The organism is Chloracidobacterium sp. (genome assembly GCA_015075585.1).
Taxonomy (GTDB): Bacteria; Acidobacteriota; Blastocatellia; order Pyrinomonadales; family Pyrinomonadaceae; genus OLB17.
Window position 1 is genome coordinate 106,065 of record JABTUB010000002.1, and the last position, 14,482, is coordinate 120,546.

A 14,482-nucleotide genomic window follows, 5' to 3' on the forward strand; every position below is an offset into this window, starting at 1 on the left:
TTATGTTGGATCAGGCTCTCGGAGCCTGTATTCATCAGGCCCCCACCTTTCGCGACACGTCTGCACCTCGCACTATGGATCGAGCCCGAGCAACCAAAATAGCAAAGATCGCCACGATCGCGGTGGGCGTGTGGGTTTGTGTGCTTGCGGGATGGCACCTGGGAAATAATATGTTCGGTTGGGGCTTCCTTTCTCTATTGGCTTTTACGGCATTTGCCGCGCCGCGGATGTCACTTGCCCTGCCCCGATCGCGTTTTGCCGTTAGCTTTTCTGACGCATCTGTATTCTTGACATTCCTCCTGTTTGGCGGGACCGCCGCTGTCATCATGGCGGCGATAGAATCACTGGCAACGTGTCTTTATCTCAAGCGAAACCGCTTTCCTTTCGGTCCGCTCATGATTCCAACAAACGTTGCGATAAACGCCATCACAATGTCTCTCGGCTACCTCACTTCTCTCTGGGTGGTTCCGGCCTCGCAGCTACCCGGACAGTCTTCAACGCCGTACGTCGCATCAACCCTTGGCATATTAGCCGCCATTCAATTTGCTGTTCCTTCTGCGTATGCAGCTTTCTTTGCAAAATTGAAAGACGGCACAAGTATTTTCACCACCTTAAAAAGGGACTGCTTCGCCAGCTCGATGACACAGGTCGTCGGAGCGGGAGTAGCGGGGCTGATCTACAAGCTCCTGATGTATGGCGACATACTCACGGGCGTGATCGCTATTGGGGCGATAGCGATCTTCTATGTCAGCTATAAAGAGTCCATTCACGAGATCAATACTGCGATCGAGAGCGAGGAGCAAGCTCACCTTCAGCGAGCCGCCATAGAACAAAAACGTCGTGAAGATGCAGAGTTGCATTCGCATGAGCTTGAGATCATGCTCGCCCGCCAGGAAGCGGTCAACGTAGCGCTAAGAAAGAGTGAACGTAACTTCCAGCATGCGGCACTTCACGATCATCTGACGCGGCTCCCCAATCGGAAACAGTTAGGCGAGAAGCTTTACGGTCTTATTCAAGACCATCATACGGACCCGAGCAAGGCATTCCATGTTCTTTTCGTGGACATTTGCGGATTCAAGAATATAAACGACAGCCTCGGACACACGGTAGGCGACAAGGTACTCATGATCGCAGCAAGGCGCCTCAAACGAATGGTGTCATCCGGCGATATGGTAGCCAGAGTGGGCGGTGATGAGTTCGTCGTCATCCTGCAAGGCCTACGCTCGCCCGACAAGGCTCATAAGATCGCACAGCGCATTCACGACGGCATCGGTCAGCCATTCTCGTTAAGCGGAAACAGCGTCTCGCTGGCGGTCAACATCGGCATCGCCGCTTGTGACGCAGATCATCAGACGGCGGAAGACCTTTTGCGCGACGCCGACATCGCAATGCACTTCGCCAAAGAGCACGATCTCGGCGTCGCTCTATTTACAAAGGATCTGCGTGAAAGGTTCCTTGAACGTGTCCGCACCGAGAATGCCCTTAGGACAGCTTTGGACAACAATGAGCTGTCAATGAGTTATCAGCCGATCGTCAACCTGATGGACGGCACGCTTTTGGGCTTCGAAGCCCTGTTACGGTGGAACAGCCCCGTTTTCGGCAGTGTCTCGCCAGCAAAATTCATACCGATCGCCGAAGATGCGGGGCTGATCATACCGATCACGACCTGGATACTGCAGGAGACATGCTTGAGGCTGGCTCAATGGCAGAGGATAAGCCCGAACTATGCCGACCTTTTTGTAAGCGTTAACATTTCCGCCAGGCACCTTCTTCGCGGTTCATTGGTCGCGGATGTCGAGCACGCTCTGACCGTCGCAAAACTCGATCCGACGTCACTCAAAATTGAGATAACCGAAAGCGTAGCAATGAAGGATGCCAAACACACGGCAAAGGTTTTGAATCGATTAAAGCGCCTTGGGGTCAAGCTCAGTTTGGATGATTTCGGAACAGGTTATTCGAGCCTCAGCGTTCTCCATGAGCTACCGTTCGACACGCTCAAGATCGACCGATCGTTCGTAACGGCCGCGGCGCAGAACCATGGCGATCCCGGAATTCTGCCGATCATCATTTCGCTCGCCCGCACATTAAAGATGGGTGTCATTGCCGAGGGCATCGAAACGGTTGAGCAGCTAACTCTGCTCCGCTCACTCGGCTGCAACTACGGCCAAGGCTATCTCTTCGCCCGTCCGCTCAACCTGGAAGCTGCCGAGAAAGCCCTTTACGGATCAAAGAACTGGATCCCGACTGATAATTCGGGCCGACGGACCGAAAACCGCGTAAATGATCCTGAGATCGGCCAGCCGGCACTCCGCGTGTGAGCACACCGCATAAGCGTTATCCAAACCCTACGGTTGTTGCTTTCGGCATTGCGTAGTATTATTCCTTGACCAAGAAAACGAGCGACTCGTGCCGTATCATACGAAGCAGAATGCTTTCGGATGGCGGCGAAATACAAGGATCGAAACGCAATGAGTGCTGCTGTCGGAGAAGTGACCGAGGTTGCCCCTGCACATCTTGAGGGCCTCTCGCCTGCATACTTCGGGATGGTGATGGCTACGGGCATCATTTCCATCGCCGCGCAGCTCATCGACCTGCGGCTCATTGCGCATATACTGTTCTATCTCAACTGTGTCTTCTATATAACCCTCTGGATACTGACGATCCTAAGAGTTATACGGTATCCCCGCCCGTTTCTTAATGACCTCAAGGATCATTTGTCGGGCCCCGGCTTCTTTACCACGGTCGCGGGAACGGGCGTCCTCGGCAGTCAATTCGTTGTTCTTCGGGCCGATTACTACATCGCCACGATCCTTTGGGCTATCGCTGCCGTACTTTGGATCACACTCACTTACACCGTCTTCGCCGGCTTCACGGTAAAAGAGAAAAAGCCGTCGCTCGATAAAGGCATCAGCGGAGGCTGGCTTTTGGCGGTCGTCGCGACGCAGTCGATCTCGGTGCTCGCTGCGCTGCTTGCCGCACATGTGGACCAGCCCGGCAAGCTCGAAATGAACTTCCTCGCTTTGTCGATGTGGCTATGGGGCGGAATGCTCTATATCTGGATGATGTCGCTCATTTTCTATAGATACACGTTCTTCCCGTTCTTGCCGAGCGACCTTTCGCCGCCTTACTGGATAAATATGGGCGCAATGGCGATATCGACCTTGGCAGGCTCGCTATTGATACTCAACTCCGGTGATGCCCCTTTCCTGGCGTCACTCTTGCCATTTATCAAAGGGTTTACCGTATTCTATTGGGCAACGGGAACGTGGTGGATACCGATGCTGCTAATTTTGAGTATCTGGCGTCACGGCCATCAGGGCTTCCCTCTTCATTACGATCCTCTTTATTGGGGTGCCGTATTTCCGCTGGGTATGTATGCCGCATGCACACATCGGATGATCGAGGCATTGGGCTTCGACTTTCTCCTTTTTCTGCCGGAAATCTTTTTCTATGTCGCGCTGATAGCGTGGACGTTGGCATTCATCGGCCTTTTACGCTATTTGATGCGGCATATCGCCTCATTCCGCCTTTGAGTATTCCAAAACCTGCTGTCGAGTTATACTAAACCTCTGATACGTTTCGGACGTACATTATCTGCAATTACCGCCGGAGTTTGGAAATACTTTTTGATGGGCCATTCGGATCTAACAGGACAAGTACTGGACGGAAAATACCAGATGATCCGCGAGCTGGGCAGCGGTGGCATGGGTTCTGTTTATCTTGCGACCCATCTCGGCACCGAAAGGCCCGTTGCCGTAAAGATCATTGCCCCGCAATTTATGAAACGCGCGGAGTTCATCGAGCGCTTTCGCCGTGAAGCCCGTGCTGCCGGCCGTCTCCGGCACCCGAATGTTGTCGATGTAACGGATTTCGGATTTGCGATGATGAGCGGCGGCGAGGTCGCTTATCTCGTAATGGAGTATCTGGATGGCTGCACCCTCGGCGAGATACTCGAAGAAGAAAGGAATCTGCCGGTATCTTGGACGCTCGACATTCTCGAACAGGTCAGCAGTGCAGTGAATGCGGCTCACGAACAGGGTATCATTCACCGCGATCTGAAGCCCGACAACATCTGGCTCGAACCGAATCAGCGCGGCGGCTACACGGTAAAGGTTCTCGATTTCGGTATTGCAAAGCTGGAAGAACACAATAGCGGTACTGCGGACACCTCGCTGCCGGGCGCTGAGCCTGCTGTATCGCGGCCCACGCAACTGATACATAACGATGCGGCGACGGTCCACGGTGAAACGGGAAATGACACTCGAAAGGGCCAAAACGCGACCATACAGCTAGCTCCGTTGGCCGATGAGGGCAAAACCGCAATATTTGAGAATGCGGCAGAAAATGAGGATACGATCGGAACGATAGTGCTCGATTCTGCCGAGGGCGATGCAAGCGAGGACGCGAGCCGCCCGCTGACCGCTCATTCGTTAAAGGATTCGCCGACAACAGCAAGCCTGACGCGTGTCGGGTCGGTGCTCGGCACCCCGCTTTATATGTCGCCCGAGCAGTGCAGAGGCGAGTCTCTCGATACGCGTTCGGACGTTTACAGCCTCGGTGTCATCGCCTATCAGATGCTGTCCGGAAAAACTCCGTTCGAAGGCAAGTTCGACGATGTAATGGAAGCGCATAAGGCACTTCCGCCGCCCCGATTTTCTGCCAAAGGCGTCCCGCGTAAACTCAAAAATGCGATCCTTTCTGCACTCGAAAAGGATCCGAATATGCGGCCGCCGACAGCCGAAGCATTTGCAAGCATTCTACGCTCACACAGCGAAGGGATCTTTGGCCTGCTTCGCCGTTCTTTGGTCATTTACAGCGAATATCTGCCGAAATTTCTGCTTGCCGCGACCCTTTTTTCGCTGCCGACGATCATTTTGACGATCGCGACGATCGTGCTTGCTTTTCTCAATGTCAGCGGGATGATCTTAGAGGCGACCTCAAACATAGCGATCGGCACGCTTGCAGGTTTGCTTCAGGTCATCAATCTGTTCTGCACCTACTTGTTGACGGGGGCTATCGCGTGGATGGTTGTGCAGTCGATAGCAATGCCGCTTCGGCCCGTCCGGCTTCGGTCTGCCCTAACTGAGGTCCGTAAAAGATGGAAGGCACTTGCCATTACGGGCCTGTTGAGCACCGTTTGGTCGCTGCTGATCGGAGTGATCACCTGCGGCATCGGCTTCTTTGTTACCAGTGTGATCTGGACATTGGTCACGCCGGTCGTGATATTGGAACACATTAAGGGCAAAGCCGCTCTGAAGCGGTCGAAGGATCTCGTAAAACGATCACTGATGACGACTGCGGCCGCCGCGTTCGTGATGTTCCTGATACCCGCGATCGCCGGCGGGACGCTTTCGGCGATCGTTGACCTTGCGGCCACGGGCATCGAGCAGAAGATCGAGCGGATCGACACAAGCCCCGACGACACGGGCAACGCTCCTAAAACGGCAGCTCCTGCCGACGATAAGCCGGAACAGCCGCCCGCGCAGGACGAAAGCGGCGCCAAAGGCATCCGCATCACATCGAAAAGCGGCAGTGGGATACGGTTCACCACCGATGACTCTGCGACCCGGACAAAGGTCGAGCGCGCGGTGCTGCAGTCATTCGTACAATTGATATGGCTCCCGATGCAGATAGTTATACTGTCATTTTCGTCGATCATCGTAGCTCTTTTATACATAAAGACGCGGCTGGCGGGCGGTGAATCATGGACAGACCTCATTGCACAATTTGAGGATGATGAGCGGCCGGTGAAAAAGTGGCAAGAGCGTGTCAGACGGCGCCTCATCCATTCCGGAACAATTTCAAGCAAGCCGTAGGCCGATGACAGTTTCCGCAAGAAAGGTGATCGTGATACTTGGATTCCTGCTCGGCTTATCGGCTGCGGCAGCAGCTCAGGAACTCACCCGCAGAGCACCGATCAGCATCGGAACGCCGCTCGATGTTGTTAATCGCTACGGGCGCGTGACCGTCGTAACGGACGTATCGCTGACCGCCGTCATTCAAGTAAACGCGAGTTCATCCATATCCGTTGCCGAGAGCGAATTGTCGATCACGACCTCACGCAACGCAGTGGCCGTTGCGGTTGCGCCGGCCGACGCGAAGAAGCGGATCGATATTCGCGTTACAATTCCCGAAGGTCTTGCCGTAAGGGTTGCGACCATTGACGGCGCGGTCGATCTGCTCGGGAGTTTCTCTCGACTTGATGTCAGCACTGACACGGGAACCATCGCCGCCGACCTTGCGACGGACAATATCACCTATAACCTTCAATGGACACGATCGAGGCCGCGATATATGTCCGATCTCGCTTTGAATGACGTTAAGGAAAGGAGTGCCGGGCGTTTCGAGATAAAAGGACAAACTACGGAGGCTTCCGGCAAAAAGAAGAAAAAGGACAGCTCCGGAGGCGCGCCAACGGATAAAGCCGACGCCGGTGTAACCCTCAACGCCACGACCGAGCGCGGCATCATTCTGCTGAACGTCCCGCCGGATCAGGTTGCAAGCGACCTTCGCGACCGCCCGCTCACAAATGCTGCGAAAGCGATCGTTCGGAGCGGCGACTCGCTTCTGATGGATGCCATTCGCAAGGCAGCTCCGAAATACTACGGCGACTATGCCCGCTCTCTTCCGCCGATAAAGATGGAGCCGCGATTCAGCTCGAGCGACAGAAGCGTTAATGTGCCTGCGGCGGCAGAACTGACGGCACTTGTGCGGGCGACCGATCTTAATAATCGAGCCGTCGCCGGGCTGAGCAAAGCCGACTTTGAAGTAACCGAGAGCGGAACTCCTTGCGAGGTACTCGCTGTTGAGCCTTCCGAAGCTCCGGTCAACCTTGTTCTGCTGCTTGATGTCTCGGGAAGTGTCGAGAATTATACAACGTTTATCCGCAAGGCCGCACGCGAATTTATCAGCACGATGGATAACCGAGACCGTATTGCCATCGTTATCTTTAACGATGATGTAAAGGTGCTCGCGGCTTTCACGACCGACAAAGGGCGGCTTTCGGAAAGCTTGGATTCATTCGATGCGGGCGGCGGCACCGCATACTATGACGCTCTCGCTTATGTGATCGCCGATACGCTGCGGTCATTAAAAGGCGGGCGTAGTGCGATCGTCATACTTTCTGACGGCGACGATAACCGCTCGTTCCTGTCATTCCGGTCGCTGCTGGGTTCGATACAAGAAAGCGGATCGCTCATATATCCGCTGTACGTACCTTCCGGATTGATCGCTGCGTCGCAGGCCGGAGCGACGATCGATCCGCTGCGCGCACGGTATTTGGGACTTTCCGCAAAGAGCGACGGTGAAGGCCGGCAGCTTGCTCAGATATCGGGCGGTGTTTATTATTCGATCTCACGCCTCAGCGAGATCCAAGCCGCATACGAGGACATTGTTTCCCAACTGAGGACAGCATATAACGTCATGTTCCGCTGTCCGTCGGCTAATAGCGGCAGCAAGGCTTCGCCGCGGCTAAAGGCCAAGGTAAAACGCGAGAACATCTTTGCAACGATAACATCTGTTGCGGAAAGCAAGTAGGCAGTGATGATCGAACACACTGAACGGCCGCAATGACTATGCAACACTGCCGATCTATGTTGAAATAACACAGTGGAAGACCTTCTTTTTGCAAAACAGACGGACGAGCCTCAGCCGCTGACCGTTACCGAGCTGACGGCTCAGGCGAAGGCCGTCATCGAACGAGCGTTCTCAAGCGTTTGGGTTGCGGGCGAGGTCGTAAATTTCACAAGAGCGGCTTCGGGCCATTGGTACTTCAACATAAATGACGGCACTTCACAGCTTCGCTGCGTATGTTGGAAGGGCACGAATTTTCGCATACGATTTCGCCCTGAGAACGGGATAACCGTTCGAATTCGCGGAAAGTTGACGATATATCCTGCACGCGGCGAATTTCAGCTTGTCGTCGAATCACTCGAACCTGAAGGCGAAGGCGCCCTGCGCGCGGCTTTCGAGCAGATCCGCAAGCGGCTTGAGTCCGAAGGGCTTTTCGCACCCGAGATCAAGCGGCCGCTTCCCTTCCTACCGAGGCGTGTCGCGGTCGTAACGTCCCGAAAAGGTGCCGCATATTATGATATACGCTCGGTGCTGACGCGACGGACACGCACCGTTTCGATCTTACTCGCACCGTCGGCAGTTCAGGGCGAAGGTGCGGCAGACAGCATCCGTACGGCGATCGAGAACATAAATGCTTACAACGAAACGCTTGACGCGGCCGAGCGCATCGACGTCATGATCGTCGGCCGAGGCGGCGGCAGCGCCGAAGACCTTTGGGCATTTAACGACGAGGCCCTCGCAAGAGCGATACGGGCAAGCAAAATTCCTGTGATCTCGGCCGTCGGGCACGAGGTTGATTGGACGATAAGCGATCTTGTTGCCGATGCGCGTGCGGCTACGCCTTCGGCAGCAGCCGAGATCGTCGCAGGCAAAGAGGATGATATCCTTACGCGGATCAAGGCGAGCGAAGACCTGCTTCGGCACCGGACCGCGATCATCGTTGCAAGTGCGGCCGCCGAGCTTCAGGGTGTGGCGGACCGATTGGATGCGGTGATCGATGAGAGAGCCGGAGAGTACACAGAAAGGTTCAGCAATGCGGCAAGCCGTATTTCGCCTGAGCTTCTTTCACGCCGTGCTGCCGAGCTTTCGTCGCGGATTCGACTGCTCTCGCAGCGTCATACTGCGGCACAGACACGATATCTTACAAAACTGTCAGATACGCTCGGACGGCGTGCCGCGACGCTCGACGCACTTTCGCCGCTTAACGTCCTCGGCCGCGGCTACTCGATCACACAAAAGGAGAATGGCCGCGTTGTCCGAAGTTCCGCTGATGTAGGCAAAGGCGAGCGGATCAACATCCGTCTCGGTGAAGGACGGATCGCTGCGGAGGTTTCATCCGTTGAGTAAGCAGATGTCTATATTTGCCGGCGACACAAACACGACTGCATCGAGCGCTCCGAGCGAGCGGCCGATGTTCTCCGCCGTCTCGCACGACCCGCGAGGTTCGCGTCGGTTAAAGATCATTGCTGCCACCGTCGCAGGGTTTGCGGCCCTCATCTTGGTGATCGCTGCCGCCGGCGGATACATATATTGGCGAAGTTTTTACGACACGCCCGAATATTCGCTCGCATTGCTGATCGAGGCTGCTCAGCGGGATGACAAACAGGGCGTTGACGATATTGTCGATGTTGATTCTGTCGTAGATGACTTTGTACCGCAGATCGCCGCCAAGGCTGCTGAGCTTTACGGACGCGGCATTCCACCGAGCATTATCGAAAAGCTGGCTGTGGTCGCAGCTCCGTTGGTTCCTTCTGTAAAGGAGCGGGCAAGATCGGAACTTCCTCGCGTGATCCGTGACCGCACGGTGCGATTTGCCGACGTTCCGTTCCCTGCACTTGTCATTGGTGCGGGCCGATATCTTGATATAAAGACCGACGGCGATACGGCGGTCGTTAAAACCCGACGCGATGACCAAGCACCGACATTCAAAATGCGGCGCCTCGGCGGCAAGTGGCGTATCGTCAGCATACGCGATGATAAACTTGCGACAGACATTGCCAGAACGGTCGGTCAGGAGCTGATCGCGATCGCGAAGAACGGAGCGGGCGTATCAAATGGCTCGGTCAACATAGGCGGGCTTGCCGACATTCTGCGTGAAGCCGAAAAGTTGATAAAGTGAATAAATATGGAACAGTCATTTGAAAGCTCTCTCAACCAACTTGAAGCCATCGTCCAAAAGCTGGAGGCAGGCGAACTCACGCTCGAGGAAAGCCTCGGCCTGTTCGAGAAAGGCGTAACTCTGGTCAAGGACTGCCGAACACGCTTGACGACCGCAGAACGCCGCATCGAAAAGCTCACGCGCGAACTGAACGGCGACTTTAACGTAGAAGAGATGCCCGACGATGAAGCAGGCGAGAACTGACAAAGAGGCCGCCTTTTCGGGCAGCCTCCGGCTCAATTCGCTGATGAATATTCCTTAGGTCTCGACCGAGCCGCCGCTGCCGCGTATAAGCGAATCGACACTCAGCACGCCTGAGCCGCGTGACGCAATATATAAGAAAGCAAAGCAATAGGCGACCGCGAGTTCCCCGCCGCTTTGTATAGGGAACCAGCTCATCGGATGATGCACCATAAAATATGCCGTCGCCATCATACCGCTCGCGATGAATGCCGCGATGCCTGCAAAGAATCCCGTGAAGATCATCAAGCCGCACACCGTTTCGATCGCTGCGGCGACCAGCATAAGGCCTGCCAGCTCCATCGGCCCGTTCTTTGACGCCGGTACATTAAAGAACTTCTGCGTGCCGTGCATCACGAACATCAAGCCGAACACGATGCGGAACAATGCGTAAATATACGGCGAATAACGCCCCATGAATCTTTCCATTCCTACTCCCCTTAATAGAAATGCCCCGATCGGGGCGAGTTAAATGATGATACTATCCGGCGGCGTGCAAGGCAAGACAGCCGGACACTTCTGCCCGGCTGTCGATCGGAGGATAAAATCACGTTATGTTCAGCCTGCTGCCTGCGAATGTTCCGCAGGTTCATGCCTCGGTGAAGCGAGTCCCGACTCAGATGCACGCCACAGATTTGAGACAAGCAGTTCGCGTATGAATGTCATCTCCTTCGGCAGGCGGTCGTAGAGCTTAAAGAACAACTCATCGTGCATTGCGATCTCCTTGAGCCAGAGGTCGCGGTCGAGATGCATGATCTTGTCCCATTGTTCCTTCGGCAGGTCGAGGCCGCGCCAGTCCATATCCTCGTATCGCGGCATCCAGCCGAGCGGTGTCTCGACGCCCTTCGAACCGCCGCGGGCACGCTCGACGATCCACTTGAGCACACGCATATTCTCGCCGTAACCCGGCCAGAGGAACTTGCCGTCCTCGCCCTTGAGGAACCAATTCACCGAAAAGATACGCGGCGGATCGGGTATTTGCCGTCCGAAGTTGAGCCAATGGCCGAAATAATCGCCCATGTGGTAGCCCGCAAAAGGCAGCATCGCGAACGGATCGCGTCTGACCTCGCCGATGTTGCCGAATGCGGCGGCGGTCATCTCCGATCCCATGGTTGCGGCCATATAGACGCCGAATGCCCAGTTGAACGACTGCTGTATGAGCGGCACGACCGAGTTGCGGCGGCCGCCGAAAATGAAAGCCGAGACGGGCACGCCTTCCGGATCGTTGAATTTCGGGTCTGCGACCGGGCATTGCGTGATCGGTGCGGTAAATCGCGAGTTCGGATGGGCGGCTTTCGCTTCGCTTGCGGGCGTCCAGTCGTTGCCCTGCCAATCGATCGCGTGTGCGGGCGGTTCGCCGTCCATTCCCTCCCACCAGACGTCGCCGTCGTCGGTCAACGCGACGTTTGTAAAGATGGTGTTCTCTTTGATCGACTCCATCGCGTTGGGATTGGTTTTGTAGTTCGTGCCGGGTGCGACGCCGAAGAAGCCGTTCTCGGGATTGATAGCCCGCAGCTTACCGGTTTCGTCGGGTTTTATCCATGCGATATCGTCGCCGACGGTCGTGATCTTCCAACCCTCTTCTTGGAAAGGCTTTGGCGGAATGAGCATCGCAAAATTAGTCTTGCCGCAGGCCGAAGGGAACGCTGCGCAAACATAATCCTTCTTACCGTCAGGCGATTCTACGCCGACAATAAGCATATGCTCGGCGAGCCAGCCTTGTGCGCGGCCGAGGTTCGAGGCGATGCGGAGTGCGAGGCACTTTTTACCGAGCAATGCGTTGCCGCCGTAGCCTGATCCGTAGGAAACGATGGAATTCTCTTCGGGAAAGTGGACGATGTACTTGTCTTTCGGGTCGGGCGAGCAGGGCCACGCGACATCGGCCTGGCCGTCTGCGAGAGGCATACCGACAGAGTGGAGGCACTTCGTGAACTCACCTTCGCCGAGGGCTTCGAGTGCGGCCGCGCCCATGCGTGTCATGATCTTCATATTGACCGCGACGTAGGGCGAATCGGTAACCTGCACGCCGAACTGCGAGATCGGCGAGCCTATCGGGCCCATGCAGAAAGGTATCACGTACATCCTGCGGCCTTTCATCGAGCCGTCGAACTTACCCTTGAGCAGCACCTTCATCTCGGCCGGTGCCATCCAATTATTCGTCGGCCCGGCATCTGTTTTTGCACGCGAACAGATATACGTCCGGTCCTCGACGCGTGCAACGTCCGAAGGGTGCGAGCGTGCAAGGAAGCTGTTCGGGCGCTTTGCCGAATTCAGCTTTACAAAGGTGCCTGCATCGACCATCTCTTGGCAGATGCGGTCATATTCCTCTTGTGAACCGTCGCACCAGTAAACGTCATCAGGTTTACACAGCTCGACGGCATCGGTAACGAACTTTATAAGCTCTTCATTCTTTATATTGGAAGGTGCATTGATCTCGGTCATAAAAAATCTCCGTTAAAGGCCTGCCACATACGCCTTTGAGACAAAGCGTTGCGGCGGGATGTCTCGCAAAGTACGTGTTGTAGTTCTAACAGCTTATCACATCATAAGTTTATGATAAACATTTACGGCCGTATTGCTTGCGTTACGTTTGTGATAGTGCAATATTCGAGTTTGTTCACGTTTCGAACAAGGAATAAAAGGGAGAAAATATGACAAATTCCATTCGTTTCATTTTATTCAGTACGCTGATCCTCACGCTTGCGGGCATTTCGTTCGCGCAGGGCGGCGATCGCGAAGTTTACATCGGTGTAAAGGCCGGTTTTTCGATGCCGAACCTCGTGGGCGGCGGCAATGAGGAAGTTACGAAGGACTATAAGTCGCGTCTTGCGCCGAACTTCGGCGGTTTTGTCGATGTGCAGCTTCACAAGGCAACATCGCTGCAGGTAGAGGTCAATTATTCACCTCAGGGCGGCAGGCGTACCGGAATGCAGCCGATCACCCAGCCGATGCCGGGAATGCCGCCGCTGCCGCCGGGAACGTATCTTTACGCGAACTTCAAGAACACGGCAAAGCTCGATTATATTGAGGTTCCGGTGATGCTGAAATACCGGTTTGCGAAGGACAAACCCGTCGGCGTTTACGTGAATGCCGGGCCGTATATGGGCTTTTTGACAAAGGCGACAACGGTTACGAGCGGAACGAGCTCGGTTTACTACGACAAGGGCGGGACGATGCCCGTGATGATGGGGCCGACGACGCCGCTGCCGCCGGTGAACTTTGATGCGAAAACGGATGTTACGAGCAGTTTGAATCGTTTCAATATGGGCATCACGGGCGGCCTCGGGCTTGCCTTCAAACACCGCAAGAACTACGCCTTTATCGACGCACGCGGCTCATACGGCCTTACGACCTTGCAAAAGAACACCGCGACGGACGGCAAAAGCCGCACGGGTGCACTTGTTTTCTCGGTCGGTTATGCCTTTGGCGTAAAATAGACCGCGACATATCGAACGAACATCGCTCATTCCCAAGTATCGGAAACGCGTTCCCGTTATACGGAGACGCGTTCCCGACCTGCGGAAGCGAATTCCCACGATGTTGACGCGAATTCTCACGATGTTGACGCGAATTCTCACGATGTTGACGCGAATTCCCACGATGTTGACGCGAATTCCCGATATGTTCACGCGAATTCCCACGATGTTGACGCGAATTCCCGATATGTTCACGCGAATTCCCGACTTGTCGAAGCATTTTCCCGACTTGCGGACGCTCGTTAATCCTCGTATCCGACAAATTTCAAACGGCTGATCTGCTTATACTCATCGGATGAAGGCCCGTACAGCCCTTTGACATAGGCTTTCACTTTCTTTTGCAGGCTGAACAAACACTGCGGGCCGGCATACATCACGTCGCTGCGGGTTAACCGTGCATTGGAAATGTCTGTATAAGAATCGATCACGGCTTGCGTGGCGGCTTTCATATCGTTCGAAAGCGTTTGCAGTGCTGTGGTGGTCAGGTCAGTTTCATTCGGCATGTAGAAAGGGTCGCCCTGATAAATGGCGATCAAATTGTCGAGGTGTTCGGCACGCTGCGTATAGCTTGTCTGGGCTGCCGAATGTGATCCCGCCGATTCGTCTTCAGGCGTGCTCGGATCGTCAACGGGCTTTGCGGATGCACGTTTGCCGTCGATCTTGCGCTTGAAGCCTTTGGCGTCCTCGATCGAATTCTCGGCCGCGCCCGTCGATGCGTAATAGTTGACCGAACGTGCGACCGTCGTACGGAGCGGTGCGTAAACGTTCTGCCGCGTATTGATAGTGGTCTTGCTTACGCCGAGTTTTGCGGTTACGAGATCCATTGCGGCATCCGCAGCGGCGAGAGCCGTGTTGAGCGCAGTCAACTCGATATCCTTGTTCGACGGCTTATAATAACCGCCGTAGCCCGTAACGAACGAAACGAGCGAACGGAACGACTGAATGTTCCGTGCGTGTCCTACTTCTGACATCAATTTTGCTGAGTTTGTGGGTAAAAGATACGCGTGTTCGGATGGCTCCCGCAGGAAAATGAAAT

General features: G+C 55.0%; 11 protein-coding genes. 8 read left to right on the forward strand and 3 right to left on the reverse strand.

Annotated features, from left to right (window positions below):
• The first annotated feature begins 74 nt into the window (after positions 1-74).
• From HS105_09510 to HS105_09540, 7 genes are all read left to right on the forward strand, one after another.
• Positions 75-2,318, forward strand: coding sequence for a bifunctional diguanylate cyclase/phosphodiesterase (locus HS105_09510; GenBank protein ID MBE7516827.1), 2,244 nt, complete (start codon positions 75-77; stop codon positions 2,316-2,318).
• Between the two features lie 150 nt (positions 2,319-2,468).
• Positions 2,469-3,533, forward strand: coding sequence for a tellurite resistance/C4-dicarboxylate transporter family protein (locus HS105_09515; GenBank protein MBE7516828.1), 1,065 nt, complete (start codon positions 2,469-2,471; stop codon positions 3,531-3,533).
• A gap of 144 nt (positions 3,534-3,677) precedes the next feature.
• Positions 3,678-5,816: a serine/threonine protein kinase gene (locus HS105_09520; protein ID MBE7516829.1), complete on the forward strand. Its 2,139-nt coding sequence runs from the start codon at positions 3,678-3,680 to the stop codon at positions 5,814-5,816.
• Between the two features lie 4 nt (positions 5,817-5,820).
• Positions 5,821-7,536, forward strand: a complete 1,716-nt coding sequence (locus HS105_09525; GenBank protein ID MBE7516830.1) for a VWA domain-containing protein — start codon at positions 5,821-5,823, stop codon at positions 7,534-7,536.
• A 72-nt stretch (positions 7,537-7,608) separates the two neighbouring features.
• Positions 7,609-8,919: an exodeoxyribonuclease VII large subunit gene (xseA, locus tag HS105_09530; GenBank protein ID MBE7516831.1), complete on the forward strand. Its 1,311-nt coding sequence runs from the start codon at positions 7,609-7,611 to the stop codon at positions 8,917-8,919.
• Positions 8,920-8,923: 4 nt separating this feature from the next.
• Complete coding sequence (locus HS105_09535) at positions 8,924-9,691, forward strand: hypothetical protein (GenBank protein MBE7516832.1); 768 nt, start codon at positions 8,924-8,926, stop codon at positions 9,689-9,691.
• Positions 9,692-9,697: 6 nt separating this feature from the next.
• Positions 9,698-9,934 carry an exodeoxyribonuclease VII small subunit gene (locus tag HS105_09540; GenBank protein ID MBE7516833.1) on the forward strand — a complete coding sequence of 79 codons (237 nt, stop codon included), beginning with the start codon at positions 9,698-9,700 and terminating at the stop codon, positions 9,932-9,934.
• 54 nt (positions 9,935-9,988) lie between these two features.
• Here HS105_09540 and HS105_09545 read toward each other — a convergent pair whose 3' ends face one another.
• A complete protein-coding gene (locus HS105_09545) occupies positions 9,989-10,399 on the reverse strand; it encodes a DoxX family protein (protein ID MBE7516834.1) in 411 nt (136 codons plus the stop codon).
• 129 nt (positions 10,400-10,528) lie between these two features.
• Positions 10,529-12,412, reverse strand: a complete 1,884-nt coding sequence (locus HS105_09550; protein MBE7516835.1) for a phosphoenolpyruvate carboxykinase (GTP) — start codon at positions 12,410-12,412, stop codon at positions 10,529-10,531.
• Between the two features lie 209 nt (positions 12,413-12,621).
• On the opposite strand from HS105_09550, the gene HS105_09555 reads away from it, so the two are divergent.
• Positions 12,622-13,407, forward strand: a complete 786-nt coding sequence (locus tag HS105_09555) for a PorT family protein (GenBank protein ID MBE7516836.1) — start codon at positions 12,622-12,624, stop codon at positions 13,405-13,407.
• A 281-nt stretch (positions 13,408-13,688) separates the two neighbouring features.
• Here HS105_09555 and HS105_09560 read toward each other — a convergent pair whose 3' ends face one another.
• Complete coding sequence (locus HS105_09560) at positions 13,689-14,417, reverse strand: hypothetical protein (GenBank protein MBE7516837.1); 729 nt, start codon at positions 14,415-14,417, stop codon at positions 13,689-13,691.
• Between the last annotated feature and the right edge of the window lie 65 nt (positions 14,418-14,482).

Excerpts from the sequence above, each read along its gene's own strand:
- HS105_09510 (MBE7516827.1), top strand. The coding sequence starts at position 75 with ATGGATCGAGCCCGAGCAACCAAAATAGCAAAGATCGCCACGATCGCG.
- HS105_09515 (MBE7516828.1), top strand. The coding sequence starts at position 2,469 with ATGAGTGCTGCTGTCGGAGAAGTGACCGAGGTTGCCCCTGCACATCTT.
- HS105_09520 (MBE7516829.1), top strand. The coding sequence starts at position 3,678 with ATGATCCGCGAGCTGGGCAGCGGTGGCATGGGTTCTGTTTATCTTGCG.
- HS105_09525 (MBE7516830.1), top strand. The coding sequence starts at position 5,821 with ATGACAGTTTCCGCAAGAAAGGTGATCGTGATACTTGGATTCCTGCTC.
- HS105_09535 (MBE7516832.1), top strand. The coding sequence starts at position 8,924 with ATGTCTATATTTGCCGGCGACACAAACACGACTGCATCGAGCGCTCCG.
- HS105_09540 (MBE7516833.1), top strand. The coding sequence starts at position 9,698 with ATGGAACAGTCATTTGAAAGCTCTCTCAACCAACTTGAAGCCATCGTC.
- HS105_09545 (MBE7516834.1), bottom strand. The coding sequence starts at position 10,399 with ATGGAAAGATTCATGGGGCGTTATTCGCCGTATATTTACGCATTGTTC.
- HS105_09550 (MBE7516835.1), bottom strand. The coding sequence starts at position 12,412 with ATGACCGAGATCAATGCACCTTCCAATATAAAGAATGAAGAGCTTATA.
- HS105_09555 (MBE7516836.1), top strand. The coding sequence starts at position 12,622 with ATGACAAATTCCATTCGTTTCATTTTATTCAGTACGCTGATCCTCACG.
- HS105_09560 (MBE7516837.1), bottom strand. The coding sequence starts at position 14,417 with ATGTCAGAAGTAGGACACGCACGGAACATTCAGTCGTTCCGTTCGCTC.